We start from the raw sequence: 26802 nt of genomic DNA, 5'->3' as shown, positions 1-26802 counted from the left end.
GTTGGTTTTAATAGTTTATGATGAACTCACTGCTTTTATTGGGCAATGTTATAGTTTGCGTATTGCTGCCTTCGGCCACGTTAGCCACCCCCTGCGGATCAAACTTTGATACCGGGTTGATAAATGATATGAATTCCGTTTTGGATTGTACCTTTTGTCCGCCCGCCTTTATTTCTGCATTGCCAAACCCGTGCATATACAGGCGCACATATTTGAATTTTGATGCTAACGAGCCATCGGCCTTACCAAAGGTGACTGTTTTTTTAGCGGAGTTATAGCTTATGTTACGTTTGTAAAAGCTGCCTTTTTCGTAATCGTATGTTTCGCCGTCATCCTCGTAATAAACAAAACTGTTGTTTACATCGCCTTTGTAAATGTGTACGTTAAGGGTATCGGTAGGCTTTTCGGTAGTGTTTTGTATCAGCGATTGCATTGGTATGATAGCGCTTTCCTTTACAAAAACCGGTATCGAGGTGTTAACAAGTTTTACAATGGTTTCGCTATTACCGTTGCTTACCGCATCAGAGTATAAGTAATACCATTTGCCTTTGGGCAGATAAATTGTTCCGTAAGCATCGGTACCGGCAAAGGGTGCCACCAAAAACGCATTACCAAACAGGTACTGATTTTGATATTGGTAAACCTTCGCATCATGCGTATAATTAATAGCCAGGGAACGTACTACCGGCAAACCATCCTGCGTGGCCTCATAAAATGTGGAGTACAGGTATGGCAACAATTTATAGCGCAGGTTAATGTAGTTACGGGCAATCTCTAACGCTTCTTCGCCAAACGCCCACGGTTCGGCCGATTTGGTATTTACGCCGGTATGGTTACGAAAGTAAGGACTGAAAGCCCCTATCTGCACCCATTTGGTATAGAGCGCTACGCTGGCATTGCCGGTAAAACCACCAATATCCATACCGGTAAACGGCACGCCACTTAGGCCTAAACTGCTTATTAAACGCACGCCCTGTAACATATGGTCATCTTCGGCACGGTTATCGCCTGTCCATAGCGCAGCGTAACGCTGCAAACCCGCATACCCTGAACGGCTTAAAATAAACGGGCGTTTATTCAAAGCCTTGCGAAAGCCCTCGTAGCTGGCACGCGCCATTTGCATACCATATGCATTACGTGCTTCGGGGTGAGCAGCCTTACGGCCTTCCCAATTAAAGATCACGTTATCGGGCATTTTTTGTCCCCAAGTAGCAATCTCGTTCATATCATTCCATATACCGCTAACGCCGTCGGCAGCGTACTGCTTTATTTCGCCCTGCCACCAATCGCGCCCTTTGGCACTGGTAAAATCCGGGAAATGGCACCAGCCCGGCCATACTTCGCCGGTATAGTTGGTGTTATCGGCATATTTTATAAAGATGTCGTCCTTCAGTCCGCGTTCGTAAACGCCGTAACCAGCCTCGGTTTTTACACCCGGATCAACAATAACCGTGGTTTTAAAACCCATTTCTTTCAGGCGGTTGTTCATTTTTACCGGATCAGGAAAACGGTTCTTATCCCAGGTAAACACTTTGTATTTATCCATATAATGGATGTCGAGCGTAATCCCATCCGCCGGAATTTTCTTTTCACGCAGCGTTTGGGCAATACGGTATACCTCGGTATCAGGGTAATAACTGTAGCGATTTTGCTGGTAGCCCAGGCTCCACAGCGGCGGCAAATTCATGCGACCGGTAAGCGCTGTGTACGAGGAGATGATATCCGCCAGATTTTTATGGTAGATGAAATAATAGTTCATCTCGCCACCACGTGCACCGAATGATGAAAAGCGGTTGTTGCTGGCGCCAAAGTTAAAATCGCTTTGCCAGGTATTATCTAAAAATATACCGTAATTAAGACCGTGGTGTATGCCGATATAGAACGGAATAGTAGAGTACAATGGATCCTGATCAACACGGTAGCCAAATACGTCCGAGTTCCAGTGTGTATAGCCCGAACCGCGGCGATCAAGCCCGCCGGTTTTTTCGCCTAAACCCACAAAACGTTCGCCATCCTGCATTTTTTTGTAGGTGGTTACGTTTTCGTTTACCCATGAAGTGGTTAAACCACTTTCGTCCTGACTGATGATTTTTCCATCAGGCGTATAAAAAGTTACTGCGAATGGTTTTTTACTGATTACAAGTTTAAGCGAATCGGTAATTATACTTACCTCATTATCATTTTGAGTAATGGCCGCCTTTACCTGTTGCGGCCTGGCAACTACCGCGTACGAAAAATCGGGCGCGAGTTCTTTTTTATCAATACGCACCCGTACAACCGATGGCGTATAAACCGTTACCTCGGCGTGGGCATTTTGGGTGGTAAAGTTTACCTGCTGCCCGTTAATCTCAGCCCCGGTAACATCGCCAATGTTTTTTACCGGTGAATTTTGAGCTACCGAGGCAAAATTCAGGGCAAAGCATAGCCCTAAAGTACCAAGTACCTTAAACTGCATCTTCATAAATACGTTAGATTACGATGTTTGAATTGCCCGGATTGATCCGGAAAAAAACAGGGCGAGGCAGTAAGCCACGCCCTGTTTAATCTTTTTATTTTTTGATGAAGACGTATTCAGCGGTCATATCGTTAAAGATGATTGTGTATGAACCAGCTTTAACTTTAAAGTTACCACCGCCGTTACCGCCAACGCCGTAAACATCGCTTGCGGTACCATCGTTAGCTGGCCCCCAGTTTACACTCCAACCTTCGGCTATCCTGAATTTCATTTCGGTGTCACTGTCAAAGGTATGGTCAATAGTCCAAATGTGCGGGTTAAGCGTAGTATTAGTCATTGGTATTATACTACCCCAATCTGTAAACGGACCAATTATACCTATTGAAGCATAAGTTGTTTTTCCGCTGGCATCATAAGGTACATCGGTGTATGTATTGCTGCGCAGGTTCAGCGTCACTTTATGATAACCTGAAGTTATCGGGAAGTTTGCCGGATCAGGATCTGCATCCTTTTCGCGGAACATTACACCGCCACTGCCGTTGCTGCCCCATGATGGATACCACTGCCCAAGTTTGCCCAAAAACTTGAAGGCTCCGTTTGAAAAATTACCGGTGAAGGTAAACACAAAGGCATTTGCCGGATCACGGAAAACAGGGGTAGCTTTATTGTTGTCCCATTGGCCAAATGTGCCGTCGCCTACCAGGTAAAGTGTTTGATAGGCAGGTTTGTCCAGGTATGGGCTAACTACCAGCGGTATACTTTTTGAGTAAACCGGGGCTACACCGCCGCCAATTTCAGATTTTACCCTTACCTCTACATCATTTTGAGCAAAGCCCACCAGGTTAAGCTGGTTAAGCAGGCTATTAAATGCACCTACAGTTAATACCAGCTGAGAATTAGCGCCTGCCGAAACGCTTTTGGCATTAACAAAATTGCTGTCCTTTTTAGCAACCTCAACCGTGTAGCTAATGGCCGCGCTATAACCGTAATCCGCTTTGCTCCATTTAAACATAATGGCTTCAGCGGCAGCGTCCGCTTCATTAAGCACCAAATTTTCGTAAGTAGCGGTGAGTGCCGGCGCTGTAGCGTCGCTCTTAGCTACAACCCGTGTTTCGTCCTTTTTACAGGCTGCAAGCATCAGTACAACCGAGCCAAGCAGTAATATATTTTTTATTAAATTTTTCATGATGAAAATCTATAATTGGTAATGATCAATAGCCTGGGTTTTGTTTCAAGTTAGGGTTAGCTATCACATCTGTTGATGGCAGCGGGAACAGGTTGCGGTACGATTCAACACCACGGCCTGCTTTAACACCGCCTTTATATGGCCATAGGTATGATGCATCAGTATATTTACCAAAACGCACCAAATCAGTACGGCGATGGCCTTCCCAGTAAAACTCACGGCTATACTCATCTAACAGGTCATTTAATACCAAAGAGCTAACGTTACCGGATGAATTGCCATAAGCGCGTGTACGCAGGTTATTTAGGTAGGTAATAGCCGTTGCCTGATTACCTCCGTTACCACCACGTGCGGTAGCTTCAGCATAAATCATATACATCTCAGCCAAACGGAATAATGGAATATCCATCGAGCAAAAAGTACCGCCTACAGATGGGGCTGCAGCACCGGCCTGGGTAATGTTTTTGAATTTAGTTACCGCTAATCCGTCAGTAAACGTAGCGAGATCATCCACCTCGCGCTTCTCACCAAAAAACATGGAGCGCTTATCATTAGCGTTAGTAAACTTGTTAGGCAGGTTTTGGCGGGTACGGTTACCACCCCAGCCACCGTTTGGCACGCCAAACTCGGCCGGTTTCATATCAGCGTTGATAGCGGCATTGATCAGGTAAGTTGAGCCGCCGTAATTTTGTGTTTTAACACCATCGTACGCAATAGCAAATATGGTTTCGGGATTGTTTAAATCGTTATCAGCCAAGAACAGGTTTTTATATTGGCTGTGCAGTGTATAACCCGCTCCAATAACTTTGTTGGCGTAAGTAATAGCATCGCCGTTATGCTCTGTACCGGTATAAACCTGCGCGTTAAGGTACAAGCGTGCAAGTAATGCCCAGGCAGCGGCTTTATCAGCACGGCCATACTCATTGGTACGCGGGTCCTTAAGCAATGTTTCAACCGCTTTCAGTTCTGACTCTACGTAGCTAAACAGCGCAGCCCTTGTTGTTTGCTTCGGTAAATCTTTACCAATGTTATCAGCTTCGGTTATAAACGGTGGATTGCCGTAAAGGTCTAACAACACCCAGTATTGAAAAGCACGTAAAAAACGGGCTTCGGCAACATAATATTTAATCTCGGTGGCGTCATTACCGCTAATGTTACGGCTGGCTAATTTAGCATCGGTACTTTCGCGGATAAACTCGTTAGCCAGGGTTATTTGGTAGATAGAACGGGTATAAAGCCCCTGCAGCATCAGGTTGGTTGATGACCAGGTCATTTGGTCAATTTCGGATACGCCCGGGTCACCCAACCAGGCGCATACGGCCTCGTCTGTCGACAATTCCTGCGCGCCAAAATAGAGACGGAAAAAATCCGACGTACCGGCATCGATACCGCCCAAATCGCCGCTACCGGCACCGCTGTTACCGGTTTGCGCAAAGCTGCCATATACCTTGGCTAAAGCGCCCTTATAGCCTGCCGGCGTGGCGTAAACCACATCGGCGGTTACGTCATTAGTCGGCTTCAGGTTCAGATCTTTAGCACATGATGTTACAGCCACAGCAATTACCATCAGGGCTGCATATATTTTTAGTCTATTTTTCATAAAATAATCTCTTTATAAAAGGTTAAAAACCTACGTTTAAGCCCAATGTGTAAATACGCGGCCTTGGGTAAAGGTTGTAATCTATACCGGTAAACACTTCCGGATCAAGCCCTTTGTACTTGCTTACTACAAATACATTTTGAACGTTGGCTGATACGCTAAGGTTAAATGAATTAGCTACGCGGCCCGCATTGTAGCTTAGGCTCAGGTTATCCATTTTCAGGAACGATGCATTTTTAACATAGTAATCACTGTTATACTGGTTTACTGTAAAGCCCGTATTTAAGAAGTCAACCGGCGCGTTGTTAATGCTTCCGCCTGAATTAAGGATATTTGAACGTGTTGCCAGGTTTGATGAAATATTATCATACATATAGTTGCCTATGCTGGCACGTAACACAGTAGCCACAGTCCATTTTTGATAATTTACCGAGGTAGTAAAACCCATCAAGAACTTAGGTGCCGGGTTTTTGTAGAAGTACCTGTCACTTGCCGTAATGCTGCCATCGCCATCCAGATCTTCATAAACACCTTCTAACGGTTTACCATTATCGCCATATACCTGTTTGTAAACATAAAAGCTGTTTGGTGCCCTGTTAATGGTATGATATTGTATATAGTTACCCGTTGCACCGGTTATAGTTGTTGCCGGAACAAAGTAATCATCATCAGGTACAAGGGTAAGGTTAGTCACCTTATTTTCAAGATAAGTGAAGTTAAAGCCTAAATCCCAGTTAAATGATTTTGATTTAATGGCTGCGCCGTTAATACTGAACTCCACACCCTTGTTTTCCATATTACCCACGTTGGTGAGTAACTGGTTGCTAAAGTTTGAGCCTACCGGAATGTTAACCACCGCTAACAGATCTTTAGTTTTTTTATAAAAAACATCTACAGCACCTGATATACGTCCGTTCAGGAAACCGTAATCAATACCGATGTTTGTAGTTGCTGTGCTTTCCCATCTCAAATCCTTGTCATAAGCGGTTGGGGCATACATGTAGTAAAACTGATTACCAAATTGGTATTGCGATTCATTGGCGCTCAAGCCATATATAGGCTGGTAAGTGTAATTGCCTATTCCATCCTGCTGACCGGTTACACCGTAGCTTACACGCAGTTTAAGATCAGACAAGGTATTGCTGCTTTTCAGCATGGGCTCTTCGCTGATTCTCCAGGTAAACGCGCCTGAAGGGAACACGCCCCAACGATGCCTGTCTTCCGGACTGAACCTTGATGAACCATCGGTACGGATAGTACCAGAAAGGATGTATTTACCGGCGTAAGTATAAATAGCACGGCCGTAGTACGAAAGCAACCTGCTTTGTTGTATATCAAACGGAAATACCGGGTTAGATATGGCCGTAGTACCATCAAAGCGATAACTTGAATAATTATTGGTAGTACGTTTGTTATCATAATAACCGTAACCGGCAATCGCGTCCAGGTTACTGTTTATTGATTTGAAATCCTTTTTATACGCCAGGTAAAACTCAAGCACTTTGTTGGATACATCGTTCATATAACGAGATCTTAAACCCTGGGTTGAGTAGTTTTGTGCAGCAAAATCAGGTACAACGGTTGTACCCTGGCCACGCGAAACATCATAACCAACGTTTAAGTTAGCACGCATTTCGGGTAAAAAGTGGAAGGTATAATCTAACTGCAGGTTACCAAAACTACGGGCGGCACGGCCTTTATCATCTTTTAAATTAATTAAAGCAACCGGGTTACGCGGGGTATTTGGATTTGGGTTTGCGCCGCTTTGCCACTCAAAATAATCGCCATACTTGCTTGAGGTATCGCGCACGGTTTGAGTTGGATCAAACATAATGGCCGAGCCAATAGCGCCTTGGTTAGCAAAGGTTGATTTTGAATAGGTACCCTTTATGTTCAGATCAACTTTTAGGTGCTTATCAAAAAACTTAGGTGATATGCCAATAGCGCCTGATACGCGGTTCATGTTGTCACGCATCAGTATACCATCCTGGTTGAGGTAGCCAATATTTACACGGTAAGGTGTATTTTTAGCAGAGCCTGAAACGCTGAGGTTATTATCAGTAGTATAAGCATTACGAAATATCTCGTTCTGCCAGTTGGTACTTGCATCACCCAGCAAACCTTTTTGCGTTGCATTGCCGTTAGTATTTACATAATCGCGAAGCTGATTTGTTGAAAGTACATTAACTTTGCGGTTAGCTGTAGATAGTGAATTATTGGTGCTGAAGTTGATTTGCGGTTTGCCGCTGGCGCCTTTTTTAGTAGTGATCAAAATTACACCGTTTGATGCACGCGAGCCATATATGGCTGTAGCGTTAGCATCTTTTAAAACAGTGAAAGTTTCAATATCATTCGGGTTAATGAGTGTTAAAGGGTTAGCCACACCTGATATTAAATCAGCATTTAAAGGCACATTATCAACTACGATTAACGGAGATTTACTCGCGTTAAGCGATGCACCCGCACGGATGCGGATTTCGCTGCCTGCGCCCGGCTGTCCGCCGCCTGACACGATCTGTACGCCTGCCACTTTACCGTTAATTAATTGCTCCGGTGAGGTAATAGTACCTTTCTGAAAATCCTTTGAGCTTACGGTGGCAATTGAACCGGTAAGTTCCTTTTTTTGTTGTGTACCGTAGCCAATAACCACCACCTCATTCAGTGATTGTGATTCGGCAGTTAGCAGAAATTCAACGTTTGTGGTTTGGCCTGCTGTAACGGTAACCGTTTTGGTAAGCGTTGTATAGCCAATATACTTGGCTGTAATGGTGTGTGTACCGGCACTTACGCTGTTCAGCTTAAAAGCGCCGTTCATATCAGTAGCCGTGCCAACGGTTGTACCGTCAACAGTAACTGATACGCCAGGCAGGCTCTCGCGCTTGGTATCAAGCACAGTACCGCTTATACTGCCTGATTGCGCAAATGCAAAGCCTGATACAAGCATCAGGGCCAGCAAGAGCACATAGTTTTTTAGATAAAATCTTCTCATACAAATTAAGGTTTTAATGCGTAAAGCTTTATTCAATGGTTACTTAGTTGGTTATAATTGTGTGGTTGAAAAAGTGCCTGAAATTATGAGCCCGTCAGGCGGGGGCGCCTTTTGCTGTTGTCCTCATCATGTTTATTTGGTTTATTTAGTCAGTTAATTAAGCTCGAGTATATATTGGCCCCGGGCGGGTACCGTAAAATTTTTGCTGATGCTGATTACCTTACCCGTTATTACATCGGTACCGCTTGCATGTTTTCCGGCAACATCTGTAAAGCGTGCCATATCCAGCGTTTGATCCTTACCTGAGGCGTTGAGCATTACCAGCACGGTTTTATCGCCATAAATGCGGGCATATACATACACATTGTCATAAGGAGCATAATGTATCAGCTTGCCAACCGTAACCGGTTTATTAGTTTTGCGCCAGTTGAGTAGCTTGCGCAGGTAATTAAATGCTTCATTCTGCTTATCGCTACGGCCTTCAGCGCTAAAGGCATCGGTTTTGTCGCCAGGCCAACCGCCCGGGAAATCCTTACGGATTTGTCCATCGCCCTCGCTTTTGGCGCCTTCCATTAAAATTTCGGTACCATAATATATTTGCGGTATGCCGCGCGTGGTTAGCAGGAAAGCGAAGGCCTGTTTAAAGCGGTCAAGGCTTTTGTCATCCTTACGGGTAAAGCGGCCCAGGTCGTGGTTATCCAAAAACGTGAGGATGTTATTGGGGTCGGGATATAAAAAGTCCTGAGCTATAACTTCAAAAACCTGGTATATGCCTGATTGCTCGCCGCCGTTCTTGTTGGCATCTTCATTAAAGCCCCAGTCAGCCGTAAAGGTCAACGGGAAATCCATCACCGTTTTTAGGTAAGTGTTATTAGGATTGATGGCTGAATTACGCTGCCACCAGGCAATCTCACCCGGTTTACCATACCATGATTCGCCTACAATGTTAAAGTTAGGGTACTCGGCAATCACTTCTTTGCACCAGCGCGCCATAAAGGCATAATCCGGGTAAGGGTAAGTATCCTGGCGGATGCCATCAATACGGGCATACTCTATCCACCAGATGCTGTTTTGTATTAGGTAGGTAGCCAGGTGGCGGTTACGCTGGTTCAAATCGGGCATATCGGGCACAAACCAGCCGTCAAGCAAAATATCTTTTTCAGTTTTTGCTGCATGCGGATCCATAGCCGTAAGCTTGGCGTGGTTGGTTTGAACATATTTTTTCTGATTGTTTATCCAATCAGCAGCAGGTTTGTCCTTCATCCAGGGATGCGCCAGGCCGCAATGATTAAAAATCATATCCATCACTACCTTCATGCCTTTGCTGTGCATGTCGGCGGTAAGTTGTTTAAACTCGGCATTTGAGCCAAAGCGGGGATCGATCTTGTAAAAATCGGTTATAGCGTACCCATGGTACGAGCCATTAGGCATACGGTTTTCCTGAACAGGGTTAAACCAAACGGTAGTAAAGCCTAAATCCTTAATGTAATTCAGGTGATCGGCTACGCCCTTCAGGTCGCCGCCGTGGCGGGCATCCGGGTTTTTGCGGTCAATGCCTACGGCCTCAAGCGCGTCATTCTCCGTACTGCCGTTAGCAAAGCGATCGGGAGTAAGCAGGTAGAGCACATCAGCGCTGTTAAAGCCTTGGGCGCCGCTACGGTCGGTACGGGCTTTAAGCTCGTAGTTAATGGACTTTGCCTCGCCATTAGCGCCTGTGAATTTTATACGCATCAATCCCGGCTTTGCAGATGCAGCAATATCCAGGTAAATAAATAAATAGTTTGGATTATCAGTTTTAGCAACCTCGGTAATCTTAACACCCGGATAGGTAATTACCGGTTTAGCCTTGGCTACACCCGGGCCGTTAACCATAAGCTGTAGCTGCTTATTTTTCATACCGGCCCACCAAAAAGCAGGCTCAACACGGTTTATGCTTACCTGGCCAAATACATTGCCCAATGCGGTAAAGCATAACAGTACTACGAATACAAAACTTTTAGTATAGGTTTTATACATGTGCAGCTCGTTTCAAAAAAATGTTATCGGTTACTCGGATTAAATTGGTTTACACTATTTGCCACAGTGTTTCGATAGATTAATTTTTACGAAACAAGGGCGCTTAGTGTTTTAACTGATACAAATTTGATGAGCTTGCAAGCGTTTAGCTATTTGTTTAGTTAAAATTTAAGCAAAAATCAGAATATTTAAAAATAAAATACTGATTTTCAATGTTTTAATTTTTAATAGAATTTGAAAAATTTAAACAAATTTAGGCTTGTTTATACTGGTAAGGATGTGGAATAATTGCCAAACGGGATATAAATTACACAGTTTCGGTAATTTTTTTACCGCCCCGTGTGTTCTCAACCGCTTTAATGTCCATTATACGTTTATCAAATTCATCCCCCGGAAAAAGCGACTTTGCCTTTAAACGCATCTTGTAAACGTATATGGTTTTTTCGGAATACTCCAGGATTTTTGAGATGGTTTCCGTGTCATTTATGCCCAGCCTGATCAAAGCGAATATACGCAGGTCGGTAGTTAAAACCTCATCGCTCTTTGGCCAAATCTGGTCTTCTTTTTTAAACAGGGCATTAAAGGATGACACGAAATTCGGGAAGATCTTGATGAACACATGATCAAACGTATGGAACAAAGTCTCCCGTTCCTTTTTGATCTGGATATTATCTACAATGAGCTGGATATGGTCATAGCGTTTTTGCGAGAGCTTAAGGTCGACAGAGCGCTTGAGCTTTTCGAGCTTGAGGATATAGCCCGATATCACGTTAAAAAAGTAGCCGATATATTCTTCCTTAATGTGCGTATCTTCCTCAAGTTTATCGTTTATAGCTTCAAGCTCGGCATTGGTTTCCTCGATTATCTTTTCTTTAGCCTTAAGGTTTTTTAGTTGCCTGAACAGCATTACCGATATTACTATAACCAGGGCGGCGAGCACGGATAACGATACAATGAATATCAGGAAACGCGTTTTCTCACGCTCGCTGTACTTCAGCTTTTCAGCGGCGATGATGGGTAATATTGAACTGATCTGCGCGCGACGCTGGCGTGCGCCATAAAAATCAGCGTCGGCCATAGCCTGCTGTATATACTTATATGCGTTCTTGATATCGCCCTGCTTATAAAATATCTCTGCAAGCCAAAAAATGGCCAGCGTTTCTTTGGTTGATGACCGTATGTCGCTGGTAACTGCCTGTATGAGCAGCTCAATTCCTTTTTCCCGCTGCTTGTTTTTTAAGTAAATATCACCAAGTGTTGAGGCCACTATGGCGTGTTGGTGCGCGGTAAGCTTTTGCGTATTTAGCAGGGTCAAAAAATCAGCCTCGGCGGCGGTCGGGTCTCCCTGCTTCAGCTTTTTATAACCAATAAGGTATATATTGTTGTATGAATTGGGTACGCTGATTGCTATGGCCGAATCAATATACTGATTGGCCTTCTCTACGTACTGCGGCGAATACTGATTATCGTTATCGTAATTGGCCAAATCGAAGTTAGCGCGCATCATCAGCCGGTAATACTCGTATCGCATGGTATCGGGCAACTTGCGCGCGTCAATTCCGGAGAGGTTATCAAATGCCTCTTTAAACATGCCCGATGACAGCAGGATAAAGCCAACTTTTACCTTGCTGGTATATTCCCGGCCAACATCGTTAAGCTTTTGGCTTAGCTGCAGCAGTTTGTGCGCGTAAACGTAAGCCGAATCGTATTTGTATGATTTATATTCCTCGTAAAGCTGCGTACAAACATCAAAACTCCGCGCAGGATTGTTGCGTACACGGGCAAATTGTGTTTTAAGCTGTTTCAGCCGTTGCTCCTTTAGGTTATCGTACTCACTCTTGCGGTTAAGTTCGGCATCGAGCTTGTTCAGCAATTCGTCGGTTTTGCCCGGCGCAGCAAAAACAGCATTACCAATTAAAAGCAGCAGAATTAGCAAGGCAGCGCGCATAAACAGGTTTAATTGTTCGCAAAGTAAGCAATAAAAAAGCAAATTGCCTTATTGCTGTTTATGCTATTAATGCTGCCAACTACTATTAATTCAGTTGCTTCAGAAATTAATTTCTTGCCGATATATTTAAGCCGGCGAGGGCCCCTGAGCGCTAACCTCAGTATTAGCTTCAGGTAGATGCACTGCCTTATAACCACCTTTTGACCGGAAGTACAATAACAGCAAAGTATAACAAACCATCAGCCCAAGCGGAAATAAAGCCACCGTTTTCAGCGCTTCTTTTTTAGCGGTCTCCTGCACACCGGTTACGGTAGCTTTTTCAGCTACTGGCGCGGCAGCGAGCTTATCAGCGTCGATAGCCTGGTAGGTGCCAAACATGCTCGACCGTGGTGTTGTAGCGTATGTGCTGTGCAACTCTGTTTTATTTTGGTTGTCGTAAGCCTGTAGTTTATTATCGATGGTTTTATCCTGCACAAATCCTAAAATTACCGCCCCAAGTACACCGGCGCCAATCATACCCACACCGCCGGTAACATTCATGGTAAGTGCGCCGCCTTTAGGGAAACGCTCGGCAACAACACCGAGCATTGTTGGCCAGAAAAAACTTTTGCCGATACCGAAGATCGTAGCGGCCACCAATATCATTACACCGTCTGCTCCGGACAAGAAAAACAAACCCAAAGCCGCTACGCCCGAACATACCGCCAGCAAACCCAATGGTGATATACGATGGATAATGTTTCCTGCGCAAAAACGTAGTATCACCATTATTGCCGAAGTGTAAATAAGTATCCAGCCGCCCTGCAAGCCTATTTTTGACATGGCAGGCGCCATCAAATCTGAGATCCAGCTATCGGTACCTAATTCGGTTATCGCCATCGGCAACATAATCAGCAACATCAGCACAAACAATGGCTTGCCGAAACTGCGTACAAACAAGCCAAACAAACCCACAATGGCTAAAGTGACAATTACGTTTACGGTGGTAGCCCATCCGAATACCGAACCTATCTGGAAAACGATCAAACCTACAATGATAAGTGCACCGCCAATGCCCACTTCTTTCAGCATATCCAGGTAAGATATACCGGCCTTTACCCGCTCATTGATCGGGAATTTATGCGGCAACATTAACAGGCCATAACCAAGGGCTGGGATCAGTACCAGTAATATCTTGAGCTTCCAGTTTGTTTCAGGGCCCATCAACAAGGCCATTACACCACCTAATATTAAACCGGTTGGCCAGCCCGCATGTAAAAAGTTGAGCCATTTGGTTTTTTCCTTAGGGAACATACTCGCTACCGCCGGATTGGTAACCGCCTCAACGGTACCATTACCAAGCGCCATAATAAAGGTACCTATATACAGCATGGTGTACCCTGTAGCAAACCACGTAATAGCTGCTGATAGAATATGACAGATAAAAGCGAAGATCATGGAGTTTTTATAACCTACCTTATCAATTATCAAACTGAACAAAACAATACTGATAGCAAATGGCCAAAGCCCCACGCCTGCAATTTCACCGGTTTGGGTGTTACTGAGGTTAAACTCGGCACTCCATTGCGGCAGTGTTAACGCCCGTAAAATAAACCCGAACGAGGTGGTTACAATAGCCACAAAACAGGCCAGGAACAGCATTTTGTTAGGCGCTTCGGCCGTTTGAGTTGTTGTGCTCATAATTGGTATTTAAGGTTTGTATAATCTGTAGCAATAGCAGGCATAAGCAGCGTAATAAATAAGTCCGCCTGTTAAGCCAAAAATTAATAAGAATGCTAAAATGTTATAATTGGTAAGCCATTCGTTTATGGCTTTGATTGTTTGACTATAACAATCGATTGCATATTTAATACAAAATATTTGTATTTGCAAACAGATCAGTATATAACATAAAACGCCCGGCCAAAATATCAGCCGGGCGTTTTATGTTATATTCATTTGTAATTACTGCACCATAAATACCGCATTACCGAACAGCAGTTTGCCATTTTCCCAAAAGCTGCGGAATAGCGGATCATCAGCCAGGAAAACAACACTGCCCCGGCCAACTGATTGTACGCCGATCAGCATACCGTCAACCAGTTTGGCTTTGCTGTTCTGGCCCACAAAGCCAGAGGTATAACCGTCTTTTTTTAATACGCCTACATTCCAGCCACTGCCCGAGTCCAGGTAATCGTAAACCTCGTCGTTCATTTTAAGGGTATAATAATCAGCAGGCATGCCAAAACCTAAGGGATGCGTATTATCCAGGTGCAGGCGGTAAACCGCGCCGGGTACATTACTCTTTAAAGCCTCTTTGTCACGGTCGGCATAAGCAATTACTTTATCTGCGACTTTGCTTTTATCATCCTTTTTATCTGCTGCAGCCTCTTTTTCGCGTATGCCAAAAAGCTTTTTATCCGCCAGCTGTGCCACAGCATTTTGCATAGCTATCAATTTACCGCCGCTACTAAGCCAACCCTGCATTTTGTCGGTCGGGAAATCGCCGCCGTAATTACCGTCTGCAAATATCATTGCGTCCACATCATTCCAGCGCATACGGCTCAAATCGCTGTAGTTTACCAGCGTAACCGGATAATTTATTTGCTGCTCAAAGTAATGCCAAACCTCGCCAATAGCTTCTGATGAGGTTACATTACCGGCTACTAAAACCACTTTTAACGGACGGATATATTTGATATAGTCCGACCCCATATCGGCGCCTTTATCCACAAAGCCCGAATTTAGCTGCACCAGCGGATGGCTGGTTTCGGCAGCGATGGCTTGTATGGTTTTATCAAAATCCTTTTCCTTATTACCTGACCGGGTGATGAGCAGCGAGCCGGCCGAAAACTTTTTTCCACCGGCTTCAAAAGGCTTTTCTGAATAACGCACCTTTATATTTTTTTGGAGCAAAGCAGCCAAAAACTTAACATCATTTACGGATTGCCATGCCGACACATAAGCATAAGCTGGATTACTACTGTAGGTAGGTGTAGCTACAGCGGGGGCCGACTGCCGTTGCGGTTTGTACGATTCCTTAACCGCCCAGGCTTTTAAGCCGTATGCGTAGGGTAGCGCCCAGCCTGTAATATCATAGGTATTGCTGTCGGCAATAAAGGTTTTGGGCTCGAGCAGCACATTAAGTAACACCGCTTTAGGCTGGTAGGCATTAATCACCAGGTCATTTGCCGCTGGCTTGTAATCTTCAACTTTGCCGGAAACATAGTTCAATCCACGTACCGATCGGTCGAGCCCGTAGCCATACTCAATACCGTTACGTTTAAGCAGGGCGGCGAGGGCGGTTATTTTATCGTTGTTGCTGTTCTGTATCACAAAGGTTTTATACGTTCCCGGCGGATTAGTACGGCCGGCATCGAAATACTTTTTGTATTCTGTTAAAGCCTTTTGCGCATTGGCTGATGCCGCCTCGATAGTACTTAAGCTGTTGGAGTGATGGTGCGCTATACGATCAGCCAGGGTAAGGGTGTCACCGGTGCGGGTTTGCACGGCTAAACCAGCCGCTATACCCCCCTGCTCATACGTCATGCCGATGGAGCCATTGTATAGCGGGTAGGTATCACCATAGGATGGATATAGCAAATCAAAAATCTCCTTGGTAAAATAAGCCCAACCATTTTGGTCAAAATACTTTGCGTTGTTTTTACCGATAATGACCTGGAACTCCCGTTGCCATGGCGTAATGTCCTGATGCACCGGCTCGGCAGCGGGCGCAAAATAGTAAGGCGCGTTATATCCCTGCTCATGGAAATCGACATGTATTTGTGGCAGCCACTGGTTGTACAATGCTACCCTGCCCTGCGTTTCTTTTTGTACCTGCCATGCCCAATCACGGTTCAAATCAAAAAAATAATGGTTGGTACGCCCGGCAGGCCAGGGCTCAAAGTGCTCGCGGGCTGATGGGTTGGCATCCGGCTTTTCACCTTTGGCCGAATTGTAAAAGTTAACGTACCGCTCCCGCCCGTCCGGGTTAAGACATGGGTCAATCACTACGACTGTATTTTTCAGCCAGGCTTTAGTTCGGGTGTTCGCCGGGTCGACCAGATCATACAACGTTTGCATAGATACTTCGCTCGAACTGGGCTCGTTACCGTGTACGTTAAAGCTTAACCATACAATTACCGGTGTATTAGTATTGATGCTGCCTGCGGATTTTTCTATCCCTGCCAAACCCATATTGTTTTGACGAATCTCCTCTAACCGGCCTATGTTATCTGCCGAAGCGATGAACATGGCCATCAGCGGACGCCCTTCATTGGTGGTACCATAAGGCACCAGCTTTACGTTGGTCGCTGTTTTAGCGATGTAATCAAAATATTCGGCAATGCGGGAGTGATGTGTAAACTGTGAACCCAGGCTATATCCCAGAAACTCGTCGGGAGATTGTATTTTTTGTGCCCGGACGTTTATGAATAGACTAAGGCTTAATAACAGAACAAATATTTTTTTCAGCATATAACCGTGTAGAAAATTTTTACGCAATGTGCAGATGTTAAATGTCGATAAATTACAGGTAAAATAGACAAATTTTTGTGTAATTATCCTGAAACAGGTATCGCCACGCAAGCAATAATCCGCACATTTGCACATCAGCATATCCGCACATCTTTATACTTATGACCCCAATCCAGGCCCTGCAAAAATATTTTGGTTACAGCGCGTTCCGGCACCAACAGGAAGCTATTATAGGGCAGGTACTTTCCGGGCATGATGTTATGGCGCTAATGCCCACCGGCGGCGGTAAATCTCTTTGCTACCAATTGCCGGCCGTGCTGTTGCCGGGCTTAACTATTGTTATCTCGCCCCTCATCGCGCTGATGAAGGACCAGGTAGATAGCCTGAACCTTAACGGTATCCCGGCGGCCTATTTAAATTCGGCGCAAACACCCGACGAGCAGCGCGACATCATATCCCGCTTAACAAATAATCAAATAAAGCTGCTTTATATAGCACCGGAACGCTTATTCGGTATAGAAAACAAGCTGATTGATTTTTTAAAATCGTTGCCGGTATCGCTGTTCGCTATTGATGAGGCACATTGTATATCGCACTGGGGACATGATTTTAGGCCCGAATACCTGATGCTGGCCCACCTGAAAGGTCATTTCAACAACATTCCCGTTATAGCCCTTACCGCTACAGCAGATAAACTGACGCAAAAGGACATACTGGAAAAGCTTGCGCTGCACGAGCCTGCCGTTTATGTTTCATCATTTAACCGGGCCAACATCACTTACAGGGTGTTACCTAAAAATAAAAGCTTTAACCAACTGCTTAGCTTTTTGGTCGACAGGAACGATGATTCAGGCATCATCTATTGCTTGTCACGCAAATCAACCGAAGCCCTGGCTGCCGATCTGAAAGATGAGGGTTACAGCGCCGAAGCCTATCATGCCGGACTTGACCACGCGACCAAGGCCCGTAACCAAGAAGCTTTTTTACGCGACGAGGTGAAGATCATGGTGGCAACCATCGCCTTTGGTATGGGCATCAATAAATCAAACGTACGCTATGTGGTGCACATGGATATGCCTAAAAACATTGAGGGCTACTACCAGGAAACCGGTCGTGCCGGGCGCGACGGCTTACCATCAGATGCCATGCTATATTACTCGCCTGGAGATGTTATCAAGCTAAAGAACTTTGTAACACTTGAAAATAACCCAGAGCAAAGCCAGATATTGTTAGAAAAGCTGAATGATATGGCGGCCTATTCCGAACTGCATACCTGTCGCCGCAAATACCTGCTCAACTATTTTGATGAAGAAGCGGCCGACAACTGCGGCTCATGCGATATATGCCTCAGCGAGTTTAAAAAGTTTGACGGTACGCTCATCGCCCAAAAGGCACTATCGGCAGTATACAGGCTGAACCAGCGCTTTGGGTTAGGTTATGTAGTTGATTTTTTACGCGGATCAAAAAGCGAGAAGATCCGCGATGAGCATAAACAGCTAAAAACATACGGCGTAGGTGCCGACATCAGCAAGGCGCAGTGGCAACGTTACCTGCGCGAACTGAATGCCCACGGCTACCTGCAAATAACAGATGATGCCTACCCCACTATTAAGCTGACCCATAAAAGCGAGGCGGTACTTAAAGGCCTTGAAAAAGTTGAGCTGACCGAAGCGCAGATCATTGAAGAAAAAGTTGAAGAGGCTTTACCATTTGAAGCTGTATTGCTGGAACAGCTTAAAACGGTGCGGTTGCACTTCGCAACGCTCGAAAATGTGCCGGCATACATCATCCTGTCTGACGCAACCTTACTGGAAATGGCCACCTACCTGCCACAAAGTATGGATGAACTGCGCCATATCTCCGGTTTTGGCGATGTTAAACTGGCCAAGTATGGCCGCGAGTTCCTGGAAGTGATCAAGCCTTATTGCATTGCCAACGGGCTGTCGTCAAAAGTAAAGCAGCGTGCGCCAAAGCGTCAGTCAAAGCCACGCAGCGAAAAGGTGAACAACACCCAAAAGGAAAGCCTTAACCTTTTTAAGGCGGGTAAAAGCATAACCGAAATAGCTACCGAACGCGGCCTCTCGCCGATGACGGTTGAGGGCCACCTTACCCAATTTATACAAACCGGCGATCTTGAAGTTACTGAATTTGTGAACGAGGATAAAATACCGGCCATACAAAACGCCATTGAGAGTTACGGCGCTGAACGCCTTGCACCGCTAAAGGAAGTTTTAGGCGATGAGTACAGTTACACGGAGATTAAAGCGGTTGTAAGCTGGCTCAAGCGCGAAATCGCATCGAGCTGATGTATTGCTAAACAGTTTTTAATGCTTGGTCAGCAAAGCGTATTTTTTAAAAAATATCACACATTTTTGTGCTTACCGGGTTTGTTTGTTACGGCTTAATGTTAGTAACTTGAAGCCCATTTATAACCTGTGATGAGAATATACCATTTAAGCGCCGAGTGCTTTCCGGTTGCCAAAGTTGGCGGCCTTGCCGATGTTGTAGGCGCGTTGCCTAAATACCAGGTAGCAGCCGGCTTGAAAGCCGCCGTTGTACTGCCTTATTACGACCGCAAGTTTACCCGTGAGCATGAGTTCGATATTGTTTTCCAAGGACTTACCTTACTTGGTACAAGGCGCTTATATTTTGAAATACTGAAAGAAAAAACAAACGCCCTCGGCTTTGAGCTTTATTTGGTAAAGATACCCGGACTGATAGACCGCCAGGAAGTTTATTGTTACCCGGATGAAACCGACCAGTTCATCGCTTACCAGATCGCTTTTCTGGATTGGATAAACTGGAGCGGCCAAACGCCTGACGTTATTCATTGCCATGATCATCATTCAGGGTTGGTGCCTTTTCTGCTGCAGCACTCCAACGCTTACAAGCGGTTGGCGAATATCCCCACAGTATTTACCATACATAATGGCCAATACCATGGCGCTACCGGCTGGGAAAAACTAAGTTACCTGCCCGATATAGACATGACCAAAACCGGCTTGTTAGACTGGGCCGGAGCTTTAAACCCTTTGGCTACCGCGGTTAAATGCTGCTCGGCTTATACCACGGTTTCGCCGAGTTATCTGCACGAGCTTACCATCAACTCCAACGGGTTAGAATACCTGTTTTACATCGAAGGCTACAAAGGCCAGGGTATATTAAATGGTATTGACACCGATGTTTGGAATCCGGCTGTCGATAAGCTGATCGCCTCTAAATATTCAACAACCCGCATTACCCAGGGAAAAAATAAAAACAAGGCCACCCTTTGCCAGCGCTTTGGTTTAAGCACCGAATTACCACTGGTAGTTTTTATAGGCCGCCTGGTGGGCGAAAAAGGTGCCGACTTGCTGGCTCCGGCCATTGAACGCAGCCTGCAGGAAAACTATGGCCACGTTAATTTTTTAATGCTGGGCGCAGGCGATAAAAACACCGAGGCCGAACTGCTTTCCTTAAAAGAAAAATATACCGAACATTACAACGTATTTATTGGTTACGATGAAGCGCTGGCTCATTTATTTTATGCCGGGGCCGACTTTTTGCTGATGCCATCGCGGGTAGAGCCTTGTGGCCTTAACCAAATGTACTCGTTACGGTATGGCACTTTGCCAATTGTACGCAGCACAGGTGGATTAAAAGATACCGTAATTGATTTTGGCGAGCAGGGCGGTTACGGCATCCGCTTTAACCAAGCCAATGTTGATGATATATGTTACTCTGTAAACCGCGCTATTGTACTGTATAATGATATGCCGCGTTTACAAAAATTACGCAAAACAATGATGGCGCTCGATCACTCTTGGGATCGTTCGGCCGCTGAATATGTAACCCTTTATAACCGAATAATAACAGCATCATGAGTTCAAATGTAATAGCAATTGTGCTTGGAGGCGGCCAGGGCAGCCGTTTATCGCCGCTTACAGCTACGCGCTCTAAACCGGCAGTGCCTATAGCGGGTAAATACCGTTTGGTTGATATACCCATCTCCAACTGCTTACACTCAGGCATTGAGCGTATGTATGTGCTTACCCAGTTTAACTCGGCATCGCTAAACAAGCACATTAAAAACACCTACCACTTCAGCAGCTTCAGCGAGGCATTTGTTGACATACTGGCGGCGGAGCAAACCCCGTCGAGCGTATCATGGTTTCAAGGTACGGCTGACGCAGTGAGGCAAAGCTTACACCACCTGATTGTACACGAGTTTGATTATGTGCTTATCCTATCGGGCGACCAGCTTTACCAGATGGATTTTCAGGATATGATCAATAAACATATTGAGCAGGAAGCCGAAATATCCATTGCTACCATACCCGTACACGCCAATGATGTACCAGGCTTTGGCATCCTTAAAACTGATGAGAACAGTATGATCACTTCCTTTATCGAGAAACCGAAGAAGGACTTTGAGAGCTGGGCGGCAGAAGTAAGCGAGGAAATGCAGGCCCAAGGCCGTGTGTATCTGGCCTCAATGGGTATATACCTGTTTAACCGCAAGTTGCTGTTTGATCTGCTGCAATCAAATGATCACCCGGACTTTGGTAAGGAGATCATTCCGCAGGCTATCACAGAACACCGTGTGGCCAGCTACCAGTACGAAGGCTACTGGACCGATATTGGTACCATCCCATCATTTTTTGATGCCAACCTGGGTTTAACGGACGACATACCGCAGTTTAACCTTTTTGATAAGAACCATATATTTACCCGTGCACGCATGTTGCCGCCATCAAAAATATCAGGCACGCTGATGGAAAAGGCTATCGTGGCTGATGGTTGCATCATCAATGCTAAACACATCAAGCGCTCTATTATTGGCATACGTACCCGAGTTGGTTTTGATACCACTATTGAGAACTGCTATGTAATGGGCAGCGATATGTATCAAACCCTTGAGCAGATCGAAGACTCGCGCGTGAACGATCGCCCGATAATGGGCATTGGCGACCGGTGCTGCATTAAAAATGCTATCATCGACAAGAACTGTTATATTGGTAATGACGTGACCATCAACTGCGAAGCCAGCAAACCAGACGGCGATTATGGCACCTACACCATTCAGGATGGCATTGTAGTAGTAAAAAAGCTATCCGTTATACCTAACGGAACTGTAATTCAATAAATTATATTTTTTATAATACTGATGCCGAAGTGGTTAACACTTCGGCATTTTTGTTTCACCTTCGCGCTAACATGTTATTAAATTAATAATTTTAACCACAAGTAAAACTAATTGCTTTCCGAATTGCTGTTTTTATAAATAAAACAACAAAAGAACTACCACCATGAAAAAAGTAATTACAATGGTAGCCTTAGCGGCTATCTCATTCGGAAGCGTTTACGCTGCAGATGTTAACGTAAAATCAGCTACTATGCAGCAGGACAGCACTAAGAAAATGAAAAAGAAAATGAAGAAGATGAAAAAAGACAGCACCAAAGCTGCTCAAGACACCATGAAAATGAGATAAGCTACTGCTTTTTAACAAACAAAACGGCCGACTGAAAATCCAGTCGGCCGTTTTGTTTTGTTATTTTTTGAGATCGATGCCGGTAAATTCTTTTATTATATCGCGACAGCCTTGCTCAACCATATCATAAACGGTTTCAAATTTGGAGTCGTCGTAATACGGGTCGGGCACTTCGGCGTTACCAAGCAGCAGGCGTACCTTGTCGCGGTCCGACTGGTTGCGGGCCTTAGCCAGTACATCACGCAGGTTGAATTTATCCATCACCATGATGAGGTCAAATTCATCAAAATCGTGCACGGTAAATTGTTTGCATACCTGTTTGCTGATGTCAACCCCGCGGTTAAGGGCCGTGCGGATGGAGCGATGATCGGGTGCTTCGCCCACATGCCAATTACCTGTACCGGCTGAATCAACCGTCCAGTCTAATCCATTCTTATCGGCCAGGTGTTGCATTACGCCCTCCGCCAGCGGCGAACGGCAGATGTTACCCAGGCATACCATGAGTATCTTCATATTAAATGCGGATTGCGGAAGGTGATTTCGGAATACAACCACTAAAAGAAAGAGATTCCAAAATCGGAATTCCGAATTTCAAAATGCTATTATCCAAATATCTGGTTTAACAAACCCGCCAGGCGAACGCCACCTTTTACCAGTTGCTGGTTCAGCGTGTCAATGTATTTAAAGTTGTAACGATAGCCCAGCTTTTCATCCGGCTTAACATCGGCATATAATTTTTGCGCTATCTGGTTAGACTCAAATACCCATTGCGACACAGATGCCTGCTGCCATTTAGTGCGTTGAGCGGCTGTGGTATGATTGATTGCTGCAACATATTCAGTATAGCTCAATTGCTGAAAATCTATCAGCTGCGAATCCCATACCGAATGCAGGTTACTTGGGTTATTCATCCAAAGCACCTTGATATCGTTACCACCCTTATCGCTCAAGTGGCCGGTATGCATGGGCTGATGAATATCTTCAACAATATGGATCAGCATACGCAGATACAAGAGCTTATTATTAGCGCTTAGGTTCTTCTTTTTCAGCTCAATAGTCAAAAAATTGATTTTGGTATATGCGTCAGCAATGGTGTCAACCTTAAGGTAAGCTTCCATTTCAGGCTGAGTTAAAGCCTTGTCGAAGTTTACAAAATGCCAGTTGTATAGGTAATTGTAGGTCGAGTCCGACTTAATAAAATCAGCCCAGTTACTTGCCATAGCAATGCTTTCGTTCCCCAAGATAGCTTTTATGGCTTTGCGCGCTTTGGGATTAAGGTAGCTGTCGGCAATCTGTCCGCTAATGCGGTGGCCCTGCTGCCCCCAGGCCATTACCTGCGCCGGAATATAAATTACCGCTACCAGCGCGATAATCATTTTCATAACTCTATTTCTCATGCAATTATTTTTTGGCAAAGATAGTAGCCTTATCAGCTAACTAATTGTTAATTTTTTGTTACGATGCTTAGTATTGCAGCGGCTTGGGTGTGCAGGTAATGCGTTTGGTAAGCCTTGCTTCAATGGGCAATACGGTTGTCGAGCTGTTCAGCATAATCAGGGAATCGCCATGCGCTTTTACTTTGTAATACGTTTCGTAAGGCCCGAAACGAAAACAGGTTTTATTGTCCTTCAGCGATCCATCGGCATTAACAAAAACACCGCGCAGGTGCAGGGTATCGCCGGTTTGCTCATACCGACCTTTAATATATTCTGTCCAGCGGCCTTTGTTCATGCAGCTATCAGCACCGCTGTTAACGCGGCTTATAGTGTTAATGGCGATGTAGAACGAATCGCAAGTGAACTTAAATTTCGACAGCGAGTAATTGAGCAGCTTTTTTTCGCCGGGAATGCTGTTCTGCTGCCACTCACCCTGCAAATAGGCCTGCCCCCTACCCTGTATCGGTGGGTTCATGGTGCAACCGGCCGCCAATAATGCAACAAACGGATAAATAACCAGCAGCGTTTTTTTATTCAACATCACAAACATCGGGGTATAAACAAAAATCCTCTCGTGCTGTGCGCAGGAGAGGATTGATACTTGCGGCAGCTTATTTTAAACTGCCGATCATATTTTCGGGGCGAACCCATTGGTCAAACTGTTCGCTGGTTAACAGCTCCAGTTCAATGGCCGCTTCGCGCAACGATTTGTTTTCTTTCAATGCTTTCTTGGCAATTTTAGCCGCGTTCTCATAACCAATATGCGGGTTAAGCGCGGTTACAAGCATCAGTGAATTTTCCAGGTGTTTTTTGATGCCATCGTAATTAGGCTCAATACCCACCGCGCAATGATCGTTAAATGATACGCAGGCATCACCAATTAAACGGGCCGATTGCAGGAAGTTGGCTGCCATAACCGGCTTAAATACATTCAGTTCGTAATGGCCGTTTGATCCACCAACCGCGATGGCCACATCATTACCCATTACCTGTGCCGCAACCATGGTTACCGCCTCGTTTTGGGTAGGGTTAACCTTGCCCGGCATGATTGATGAGCCCGGCTCATTATCAGGAATGTGAATTTCGCCTATACCTGAACGCGGACCCGAAGCCAGCATACGGATGTCGTTCGCGATTTTCATCAATGCAACAGCGATTTGCTTTAAGGCGCCGTGGCTTTCCACAATAGCGTCATGCGCTGCCAATGCTTCAAATTTATTTTCGGCCGTAATAAATGGCAGGTTAGTGAACTGCGCGATATAATCGGCCACCTTAACATCATAACCTTGCGGAGTGTTTATACCAGTACCTACGGCAGTACCGCCCAGGGCAAGTTCGCTCAGGTGAGCAAGGGTATTGCGCAACGCACGCAAACCATGATCCAATTGCGATACATAGCCCGAAAATTCCTGACCGAGTGTAATCGGCGTAGCATCCATCAGGTGGGTACGGCCAATCTTAACCACATTCATAAAAGCCTGCGATTTGGCTTTCAGCGTGTCCCGAAGCTTTTCAATACCCGGAATGGTAACGTCGATCAGTATTTTGTATGCAGCAATGTGCATGGCGGTAGGGTAAGTATCGTTTGAGGATTGCGATTTGTTTACATCATCATTCGGATGGATAAACGTTTTGCCCTCGCCCAGCTTGTTGCCCTGCAACACGTGCGCGCGGTTGGCCACCACCTCGTTAACATTCATGTTTGATTGCGTGCCCGAACCCGTTTGCCAGATCACCAGCGGAAACTCGCTGTCCAGCTTGCCTTCCAGTATCTCATCGCATACCTGTGCTATCAGGTCGCGCTTTTCGGCAGGCAGCACGTTCAGGTCGGTATTGGTATAGGCGGCGGCCTTTTTCAGGTAAGCGAACGCCTCAATAATTTCCTTCGGCATTGATGCTTCCGGACCAATTTTAAAGTTATTGCGTGAGCGTTCGGTTTGCGCTCCCCAGTATTTATCGGCAGGCACCTTTACCTCGCCCATGGTATCATGTTCAATTCTGAAACTCATAAGGATGTATTTTTTGCTGGGCAAAGTTAACCCTTATACAAACTAAGCGGCAATATATTTTCAGAATTTTCGGGGAGTTTTGCGCATCCAGTTATAAAAGGCTTCTGTTTTTGTTTTGTTAGCGCCCGCCCATTTTGTTAGTTGTTCCGGAGTATTGGCTAATGCCATGAGCCTACTAAACACCGGCATCTGGTTTGATTTTGAAAGGTTATAGAAATAATCGACATAATAATTACGAAAAAAATCATTGGGATCGGGCTTAACCTTTTTAAAATCATCATATATTTCCGTAAATATTTGTTTGAGTTGAACTTCGGCATTCTCCGGGCTTAGGGCAGCGTAATGTAAATCAACCATCAGCTTGCGCATTTCAGCCGAAACCTCAACTGACCTTTCCGTATTAGGCTCAAGCAGCAAAAAATTACACGCCGCATAAAAACCCTTCTCATCTTCAGCCTGCATATTTGCTATTCGCATGTAAAGCATATAAATGTTCGGATCATAGTTATTTCTTTTAAGCGCTTCAATGGCCCATTTTTCAGCCTCTTCATCATTGTACTTTGCTAAGTACAATAACGAGATATTGTAGTAGTTTCGCTCGTAGTCAGGGTTAGCTTTTACACCTGCCCTGTAACATTCGTTTGCCTTATCAACCTGTTTATCCTGTTCATATAATTCTCCCAAAAACGCATATTTTTGGCTCAGGTTAACTTTGTAGGTATTTATAAAATACTCTAATAATGTTATCGCCTTTTTAGTATTACCGGCATTAATGTAATTAAGGCAGATTTGATATTGCGCGGCGTCATTTTTGGGGTCCAATTTTAGCGCGGCCTCAAATTTTGCAATGGCATTAATATATTGACCTGATTTGCTGAGCTTAGCCCCCTCTTCAATTAATGCGCTTACAGAGGATGCTGTGCGTTACTTAGATATGGTATTATTAATAAGCCTACAAATAATAACGGATAGAATAATCTCTTCATTTATAATGTATTGTGGTTAAAGTTTTCGGGGATTGTTACGTACCCATGTCCTAAATGCTTGTACCTTGGCCGTATTATCACTGGCCCACTGCTCAGCGGCTTGAGGATTGATGGACATTAAAACTATTTTGCAAACAACCGGCAAATGCCCGGATTGATACATGCTATAGAAATAATCAACATAAAATTTCTTGAAAAAATCGTTTGGTGGTGCTGATTTGTTAACCTGGCTGTTTATAGCGGTAATTATG

17 protein-coding genes are annotated in these 26802 nt (G+C 44.9%); 4 read left to right on the top strand and 13 right to left on the bottom strand.

The window, feature by feature from the left end:
* Window positions 1-7: 7 nt before the first annotated feature.
* The 8 genes from LT679_RS16835 to LT679_RS16800 form a co-directional block, all read right to left on the bottom strand.
* Window positions 8-2461, bottom strand: coding sequence for a glycoside hydrolase family 31 protein (locus LT679_RS16835; RefSeq protein WP_232178836.1), 2454 nt, complete (start codon window positions 2459-2461; stop codon window positions 8-10).
* Window positions 2462-2549: 88 nt separating this feature from the next.
* Window positions 2550-3641, bottom strand: coding sequence for a SusE domain-containing protein (locus LT679_RS16830; RefSeq protein ID WP_232178835.1), 1092 nt, complete (start codon window positions 3639-3641; stop codon window positions 2550-2552).
* Between the two features lie 25 nt (window positions 3642-3666).
* Window positions 3667-5241 (bottom strand): RagB/SusD family nutrient uptake outer membrane protein, encoded by a 1575-nt coding sequence (locus LT679_RS16825; RefSeq protein WP_232178834.1) that lies wholly within the window; start codon window positions 5239-5241, stop codon window positions 3667-3669.
* Between the two features lie 22 nt (window positions 5242-5263).
* The gene (locus tag LT679_RS16820; RefSeq protein ID WP_232178833.1) at window positions 5264-8230 is read right to left on the bottom strand and encodes a SusC/RagA family TonB-linked outer membrane protein; all 2967 of its coding nucleotides are present in this window, start codon (window positions 8228-8230) and stop codon (window positions 5264-5266) included.
* Between the two features lie 153 nt (window positions 8231-8383).
* Entirely contained in the window at window positions 8384-10246 is a 1863-nt protein-coding gene (locus LT679_RS16815) for a glycoside hydrolase family 13 protein (RefSeq protein ID WP_232178832.1), read from the bottom strand.
* 307 nt (window positions 10247-10553) lie between these two features.
* Window positions 10554-12194 carry a DUF6377 domain-containing protein gene (locus LT679_RS16810; protein WP_232178831.1) on the bottom strand — a complete coding sequence of 547 codons (1641 nt, stop codon included), beginning with the start codon at window positions 12192-12194 and terminating at the stop codon, window positions 10554-10556.
* Window positions 12195-12320: 126 nt separating this feature from the next.
* Window positions 12321-13874 (bottom strand): MFS transporter, encoded by a 1554-nt coding sequence (locus LT679_RS16805; RefSeq protein WP_232178830.1) that lies wholly within the window; start codon window positions 13872-13874, stop codon window positions 12321-12323.
* A 264-nt stretch (window positions 13875-14138) separates the two neighbouring features.
* The gene (locus LT679_RS16800; protein WP_232178829.1) at window positions 14139-16649 is read right to left on the bottom strand and encodes a M14 metallopeptidase family protein; all 2511 of its coding nucleotides are present in this window, start codon (window positions 16647-16649) and stop codon (window positions 14139-14141) included.
* 161 nt (window positions 16650-16810) lie between these two features.
* On the opposite strand from LT679_RS16800, the gene recQ reads away from it, so the two are divergent.
* The 4 genes from recQ to LT679_RS16780 all read left to right on the top strand — a co-directional run bounded on the left by recQ (window position 16811) and on the right by LT679_RS16780 (window position 22120).
* Complete coding sequence (recQ, locus tag LT679_RS16795) at window positions 16811-18955, top strand: DNA helicase RecQ (RefSeq protein WP_232178828.1); 2145 nt, start codon at window positions 16811-16813, stop codon at window positions 18953-18955.
* Between the two features lie 132 nt (window positions 18956-19087).
* A complete protein-coding gene (locus LT679_RS16790) occupies window positions 19088-20512 on the top strand; it encodes a glycogen synthase (RefSeq protein WP_232178827.1) in 1425 nt (474 codons plus the stop codon).
* Window positions 20509-21774 carry a glucose-1-phosphate adenylyltransferase gene (locus LT679_RS16785; protein WP_232178826.1) on the top strand — a complete coding sequence of 422 codons (1266 nt, stop codon included), beginning with the start codon at window positions 20509-20511 and terminating at the stop codon, window positions 21772-21774. Before LT679_RS16790 ends, LT679_RS16785 begins: the two co-directional genes overlap by 4 nt.
* A gap of 163 nt (window positions 21775-21937) precedes the next feature.
* The gene (locus tag LT679_RS16780; protein ID WP_232178825.1) at window positions 21938-22120 is read left to right on the top strand and encodes a hypothetical protein; all 183 of its coding nucleotides are present in this window, start codon (window positions 21938-21940) and stop codon (window positions 22118-22120) included.
* Between the two features lie 60 nt (window positions 22121-22180).
* Here the strand turns inward: LT679_RS16780 and LT679_RS16775 are convergent, their stop codons facing one another.
* The 5 genes from LT679_RS16775 to LT679_RS16755 all read right to left on the bottom strand — a co-directional run bounded on the left by LT679_RS16775 (window position 22181) and on the right by LT679_RS16755 (window position 26462).
* On the bottom strand, window positions 22181-22633 hold the full coding sequence (locus LT679_RS16775) for a low molecular weight protein-tyrosine-phosphatase (protein WP_232178824.1): 453 nt from the start codon (window positions 22631-22633) through the stop codon (window positions 22181-22183).
* An 89-nt stretch (window positions 22634-22722) separates the two neighbouring features.
* Window positions 22723-23517 carry a S1/P1 nuclease gene (locus tag LT679_RS16770; RefSeq protein WP_232178823.1) on the bottom strand — a complete coding sequence of 265 codons (795 nt, stop codon included), beginning with the start codon at window positions 23515-23517 and terminating at the stop codon, window positions 22723-22725.
* A 67-nt stretch (window positions 23518-23584) separates the two neighbouring features.
* Window positions 23585-24097: a fumarate hydratase gene (locus tag LT679_RS16765; RefSeq protein WP_232178822.1), complete on the bottom strand. Its 513-nt coding sequence runs from the start codon at window positions 24095-24097 to the stop codon at window positions 23585-23587.
* Window positions 24098-24167: 70 nt separating this feature from the next.
* Entirely contained in the window at window positions 24168-25565 is a 1398-nt protein-coding gene (gene fumC / locus LT679_RS16760) for a class II fumarate hydratase (protein WP_232178821.1), read from the bottom strand.
* Window positions 25566-25625: 60 nt separating this feature from the next.
* The gene (locus tag LT679_RS16755) at window positions 25626-26462 is read right to left on the bottom strand and encodes a tetratricopeptide repeat protein (protein WP_317206555.1); all 837 of its coding nucleotides are present in this window, start codon (window positions 26460-26462) and stop codon (window positions 25626-25628) included.
* Between the last annotated feature and the right edge of the window lie 340 nt (window positions 26463-26802).

The organism is Mucilaginibacter roseus, assembly GCF_021215455.1.
Classification (GTDB): domain Bacteria; phylum Bacteroidota; class Bacteroidia; order Sphingobacteriales; family Sphingobacteriaceae; genus Mucilaginibacter; species Mucilaginibacter roseus.
Note: the sequence above shows the minus strand (reverse complement) of the source record. Positions and strands in the feature narration are given on the sequence as shown.